Annotated in this window: 4 protein-coding genes; all 4 read right to left on the minus strand. The window is 70.2% G+C overall.

Annotated elements, in window-relative coordinates:
• Window positions 1-32 precede the first annotated feature (32 nt).
• The 4 genes from KBX00_RS22285 to KBX00_RS22300 all read right to left on the minus strand — a co-directional run bounded on the left by KBX00_RS22285 (window position 33) and on the right by KBX00_RS22300 (window position 6,139).
• The gene (locus KBX00_RS22285) at window positions 33-1,631 is read right to left on the minus strand and encodes a lipopolysaccharide biosynthesis protein (protein ID WP_210829975.1); all 1,599 of its coding nucleotides are present in this window, start codon (window positions 1,629-1,631) and stop codon (window positions 33-35) included.
• On the minus strand, window positions 1,624-2,166 hold the full coding sequence (locus tag KBX00_RS22290; protein WP_210829977.1) for a DapH/DapD/GlmU-related protein: 543 nt from the start codon (window positions 2,164-2,166) through the stop codon (window positions 1,624-1,626). The genes KBX00_RS22285 and KBX00_RS22290 overlap by 8 nt, the downstream gene beginning before the upstream one ends.
• A 93-nt stretch (window positions 2,167-2,259) precedes the next feature.
• Window positions 2,260-4,194, minus strand: a complete 1,935-nt coding sequence (locus tag KBX00_RS22295; protein ID WP_210829997.1) for a hypothetical protein — start codon at window positions 4,192-4,194, stop codon at window positions 2,260-2,262.
• A 235-nt stretch (window positions 4,195-4,429) separates the two neighbouring features.
• A complete protein-coding gene (locus KBX00_RS22300; protein ID WP_210829978.1) occupies window positions 4,430-6,139 on the minus strand; it encodes a glycosyl hydrolase in 1,710 nt (569 codons plus the stop codon).
• Between the last annotated feature and the right edge of the window lie 161 nt (window positions 6,140-6,300).

A 6,300-nucleotide genomic window follows, 5' to 3' on the forward strand; every position in this document is an offset into this window, starting at 1 on the left:
GTGGTCGCCGGGGCGCGGGTGAGCGGCACGCCTCAGCTCCGCCCGCTGCGGCACAGCACGAACCCCAGCGGGTTGACCCCGGCCGCGCGCAGCCGCTCGGCGAGCCGGCGCAGGTCGGCCTGGCGGGTGCGGTCGCGTTCGACCACCACCACGGCGGTCCCCTGCCGGGCCACCGCCACACCCCGCTCGTCGGCCTCGGCCGGCGGGGCGTTGTACAGCACCAGGCCGTGGTCGGCGCCCTGCCGCCAGGTGCCGAACCGCACGCCGCCGGCGCCCACCACCACCTGCTCGTCGCCGCTGGCCCGGCCGTTCTCGGTACGGCTGGCGGTCTTGGCGACCCGGGGCAGGGTGAGCGTGGCCTCCGGGTCGGTCGAGGGCCGGGCGCCGATCGGATGCGGGGAGGGACGTCGGGTGATGACCTCGGTGGGACCGTCGTCGGTGTCCGTGGCGGCGGTGCGGGGCTTGGGCACGGCGGGTCGGGTCGGGTCGATGGCCGCCGGCAACCGACCCCGGTCGGTCAGCACCGTGGTCCGCAGCCGGTCGATCCGGCCGCTGTCGTCGGCGACGAACACCTCCCTCCCGGCGACGGCGAGGGCGACCGCGAGGCCGGCGGTGATCGCGGTGGCATCCTCCCGCGCGGTCACCACGGCGATCCGGGCGGGTTGGCGTACCCGCTCGGCCACGGCCATCGCCACGTAGCGGATGTCGGCGTCGACCGCCCGGCCGCGTAGCCGGGCGCGGCGGACGGTGCCCAGCAATGGCAGGCCGGTGCTGTCCCGCGCATCGGCCACGCTGCGAATGCGCCGGTCGGCCGACTCCCACAGGAAGGCGAACACCAGACCGATCACGGTCCCACCGAGCAGCCCACCGGCGAGCAGCAACGAGGAGCTGCCGGAGGTCGTGGCCAACGCCTGTTCGGCGCTGCGGGTGACCCAGCCCGGGTTCACGTCGACCGCGGCGATCTCTGTCCGGGCGGAGCTGAGCTGGGTGAGCTGGTTGTTGATGCCGCCGAGTTCGGCGACCGCCGCGTCCGCGGCGGCGGCGTCCCGGGCGTTGTTGATCCTGCGCTGCACGGTGTTGCGCTGGGCGACGATCTTCTCGATGCTCTCGTCGTACGAGTTCAGCATCTCCTCGCGCTGCTTCTCGTACATCCCGCGCCGGAGGTCCAGATAGCTCTGCGCGGCCAGGTTGGCGCCGGCCACCGCCCGTTCGGCGGTGCCGGCCCGGTAGATGAAGCGCAGGATCTGGCCGCCGGCGGGCACCTCGACCTCAAGGGCGTCGCGCACCGTGCGCTGGTCCGAATCGAACGTCGCGGCCAGCTTCGCGACCACCTCGGTGCCGGTGGCGATCCCGCTCTCCACGTTCATGTTCACCGCCCGGTCGGCGGCGGCGCCGCTGGGCGTGAAGGCGTCGGTGACCACCGGCCGGACCGCCACCACCGCGCTCGCCGTCACCGTGGCCGGCGCCACCAGCAGGTAGCCGACCGCGGCGAGCAGTCCACCGAGGGCCACCGCCGCGACCAACCGGATCCGGTGCAGCGGCACCCGCATCATGTCGGTGAGCGTGACGCTGCGGGACGTCGGTGCGGTGGCTGGACCGTCGCCGGTCCAGGCGCTGGGCGCATCAGTCATGGAACTTCTTCGCTATCTGTTGTGGATTGCCGATCACCACGACCCCCGGCGGCACGTCGGTGCGGACCACCGTCGCGGCACCCACGACGCTGTCCCGGCCGATCCGCACCCCCTTCATGACCAGCGCGTGCGCACCGATCCACACGTTGTCCTCCACGGTGATCGGCGCTCGGCTGGCCGGGGTGGGCGGCTCGTGGCGACGCTCGGGGGCCAGGTTGTGGAAGTCGTTGTCGAGCAGTTCGCAGTCCGACAGCAGGCACCGGTCGCCGATGGTCACCGACGTCCAGGTGCCGATCCAGGTGGCGTTGAGCAGACAGTCCGCGCCGACGTGCACCTCGCCGGGCCCGGCGAAGCGGACCAGTTTGTTCAACCGGGTGTGCGCGCCGATGCTGACCCGTACGCCGCGACGCAGCCGGATCCGGCCACGGATCTCCACCCCCGCCCCCAGCCGCAGGCGCGGATAGCGCAGCCGATACCAGCGACGCTTGACCGCGAACACGATACGCACGACGAGTCCACGTCGGATGCCGGACAACGAGCCTCCCCACCTTCCTCGGGTCGGCGGCGGGAAACCCGACGCCGACCCGAGGTGAACAAACTACCGAGGATTCGTTACGAACGGTGAACGCTACGGCACGGAATAGAACATCGACGCGGTCGACCAGGTCAGTTCCGGCGTCGCCTCGGCGACGAGCGTCGACTCCGCGCCGTTGACCGCGGCGGTGGGCGCCAGGGTCGGGTCGAAGGCCACACTGCGCAGCGACCCGTTGGTCGCCCCGTAGACGATCTGCCCGTCCACCCAGGCCATGCCGCGTACCGTGGACCAGGTCACGCCCGTGCTGGGCAGCACGAACTCGGTGGCGCCCAGGTAGTTGCCGTCGATCTCGAAGTAGCGGTAGTAGAGATTGTTGGCACCGCTGCGGGTGTAGTAGAGCCGGCCGTCGAGATAGAACGCGCCGGTCAACAGCGCCGGGTTGTACCAGTCGTTGTAGCCGGACGCCTCCCACGACCCACCGATCGTGGAGCCGTTGAACAGCGAGACGTCGATCCGGCTGCCGGTCGGTGTCCCGGCGACCGAATGGGACCAGTAGATCCGGTCGTCGACCAGCCAGGTGGCACCCGCGTCGGTGTAGTTCGGCTGGCTGACCACCGTGGCGCTGGCAGCATTCAGGGTGGTGCCGTCGAGCGGTACCCGCGCCACTTCACCCGGGCCGACGGCCAGGTGGAGGTGGCCGTTGCTGCCGGTGGGCGGGTTCTTCGGGATGATCGTGCGTCCACCGCTGATCGGGAACACGCCGAGCCGGCCGTGGTACTCGTTGCCCATGCCGTCGGAGTTGTGTCCGAAGTAGAGTCCCGCGCTGCCCCGCCACAGCACCGGCACCGACGATCCCCAGGAGCTGGCGCCGGCGGGCAGGTCGGAGCCACCGCTGCGACGGGGGTTCCAGTTCACCGGCATGCCGGTGGCCGGGGTGACCGCGCCGATGCCCAGCCGGTCGATGGCCCCGTTGCCGGCCCGGTCGCTGGCGTTCGGGTTGTTCAACCAGCGGAAGTGCCCGCCGAGGTAGATGATGTTGTCGGCCACCTCGACCGAGGTGATGGTGTCGTTGCCGGTGAAGTTCACCCAGGTGGCGACCTGGTTGGGCCCACGGTTGGCGGTCTCGAAACGGACCAGGGCGTCACAGTACGCGCTCGGCCAGCCCGACCCGCCGTTGGTGCCGACCACGAACCAGGTGCCGTCACCGCCGAAGCGCACGTCCTGCACGTAGTGCACGAACGTCGTCGGGTTGGCGCACGGTGCCACGAACCGCTCCGAGCTCCAGTCGATGACGCTCGGGGTGCCGGTCAGGTCGACGAGCGCGATCTGGTTACGCGGCAGGTCGTTGACGTAGAGGAAGTTTCCGCCGACGACGAGGGTGCCGCCGTCCGGGGTGACGTCGATCGTCCAGGCGTACATGCTGGTGCCGTGCCGGCCGACGCTCGTGTTGATGTCGAAGGTCGGGTCGATTTCTCCGGTCGTCGCGTCCAACCGGCCGAGGCCGGAGTGCGCGGTGCCGTTGAGCCAGTTGAAGGCCCCTGCCACGTATAGCCAGTTGCCGTGCAGCACCAGGTCACGCACGGTGCCACCGTCGGAACGACCGGCCCAGCTGTCGATGATCATGCCGGTCGAGGGTTCGAGCGCCACGAGGTTCTTGCGGGACACGCCGTTGACGTTCTTGAAGACCCCGCCGACGATGAGCGTCCCGCCGGGACCGGCGATGAGCGAGTTGACCGCACCGTCGAGCACCGGCAGGAAGGCCGTCGAGATCGTCCCGGTGGTCCGGTCGTACGCGAACAGATAGCTGCGGGCGATCCAGGCCGAGCCGGCCGTCTGGCGGATCTGCGTGAAGCTGCCCCCGACGTAGACCGTGTTGCCGATCTCGGCGAAGGCGCGAGCCTCACCGTTGCGGGCGTGCGGAGTCTGGTCGGCCGGATCGGTCGAGACAAGAGTGGCCGGCTCGGGTGCCGGTACCACGGCCGCGGAGGCCGCGGCGGGTACGACAAGTACGGCCGCGACGATCACCAACGCGACGGTCGCGGCGCGGAATCGATGCCGACGGATGGAACGCCACGACAAGGAGTATGTGGGCACGCTGCGCCTCCAGAGTGGACGAGAATGCACGTAGCGTGCCCGCTCCACGCTGGAGGGCGGCATCCGCCGATTGGACGGACGGTGCATCAGGAAACGGACAACCTCGGCTACGGTCGGATTTCCGACAATCGCTGCGGCGGCCCGTTCTCCCGACTCGGCTCAGCCCGGTTCAGCGGCTCCCTCCCGTCGGCTGCCGCAGGTAGCTGTCCCGTCCCGCGGCGGCGAATCCGGCCACCGACGCCGCGTTCTGATTCATCATCATGTTGCAGGTGCTCGTCGTCTTCGTCATGCCCGCCGAGTTGAAGTAGATCGCTGCCTTGATCTTCGGGTGAGCCTTCAGCGCTGCCGGGAACTCCTCGAACCAGCGCCGCTTCGCGTTCGGATCGGCGGCGTTCATGTTCGTGCCGAACTCGGCGAGCATCCGGGGCTTGCCCGCACCGATGCCGTTCTCGTCCAGCCAGCGGTAGAAGGAACCGATGGTGGTGCTGGGGCTCTTCCAGACGGTGCTGCCGTTGCAGACGTGGAAGTTGTACGGGTCCCAGGCCACCCAGTCGACGTAGCGGTCACCGGGATACAGCCCGGCGTACCGGTCGTAGTGGCCGGACCAGCCCATCATCGTCCAGACCCAGACCGCGTTGTCGGCCTTGGCGTTGGCGAACCGGTCGTGCACGTACCGCCAGGCCCGGACGAAGTCGGCGTCGCTGCCCTTGGCCGGCTCGTCCTCCGGCTCGTGGTCGAAGCCGATGAAGACCGGCTGACCGATCGCCCGGATCCGGCCGGCGACCGCGTCGATCGTCGCGTCGTACCGACCGCTGTAGACGTCCTTCCAGGTCAGCACGGTACCGGAGGAGAAGACCCGACTCTCCCAGGCGAAGAACATCAGCCGCCCGTCGCGCATCTGCTGCTGCTGGAACTCGTCCGGGAAGGCGCCGTTGCTGCCGGTGTTCGAGAAGTCGTGATAGCGGTGGACGATGTCGAACTTCCGCCCGACCTGCTTCTCCACGTCGCTGACCGCCTTGCCGTGATCCCATCCGGCGGCGGCGTTCGTCGGCGAATACATCCCCCACCAGGCACCGCAGCCGGGGACCAGCTTCGCCGAGACCGTTCCGCACTTGCCCGACTCCGGTGGCGGCGGTGTGGTGGTGGGGCTGGGCCGGGCGGGCGACGGGCTCACGCTGGGCGAGACGGTCGGCGAGGCCGGCGGACGGCTGGCGGTGGCCGTCGGCGTCGGCGCGACGCTTGGCGAGGCAGACGGCGGCCCGACACCCACCCCGTCGTAGCTGATGGCCAGGCTCGGCCGCAGATCGGGGTTGCGGTTCTCGCCGGAAGCCCAGTAGACCCGGGTGTCCAACCCGGCCTGCGCCAGCGACAGGGTCCAGATGCCGTTACCGGTGACCAGGCCCGAGACGTCCCACTCGTTGAAGCCCTTGGCGACGCCGGTGACCGTGTCCAGCGCCGCGCCCAGCGGCGTCGGCATCGGACGGGCCGCGCGGGCGTCGAGTCGGGACTCGTGCGCGGTCACCGTCGCCTGGAACTTCTGCCAGGCGTGTACGCGCAGGGTGGCCCGTACGTTCACCGCGTTCGCCGGCAGCTTGGTGACCAGGAAGGTCAGCACCGCCTCGCGGGCACCGCGCGGGTTGCCGTCGCAGGGTGCGGGGCAGGTCGCCAGCGTCGTCTTGACGCTGTTGTCGCCGTCCTGCGGCACCGCCGTGGCGGTGGTGTCGGCCACCACGGCGATCGACAGCTCGTCATCGGCGAGCAACGGCACCATCGTCGCGCCGAGCCCCAGCACCACAGTGGTGCCGATGACGCCGAGCATCACGGCCTTACGCCGGCCGCCGCGATGGGGGATCAAGCGGTGCAGTCCGCGACTGGTCACGGATACTCCTCGTGTCTTTGACGATAACGCTGAGCAGCGTATCCGGGTACACAACGGAGCGTGCGGATGACGGCAGGACCTAAGCGCGTCTTAAACCTCACCTAAGACACCCCTACCCCTCCCACCCCACCCCACCCCACCCCACCCCACCCCGGCTAGCG

It is taken from the genome of Micromonospora sp. C95 (assembly GCF_018070465.1).
Lineage (GTDB): Bacteria > Actinomycetota > Actinomycetes > Mycobacteriales > Micromonosporaceae > Micromonospora.

Excerpts from the sequence above, each read along its gene's own strand:
- KBX00_RS22285 (WP_210829975.1), bottom strand. The coding sequence starts at position 1,631 with ATGACTGATGCGCCCAGCGCCTGGACCGGCGACGGTCCAGCCACCGCA.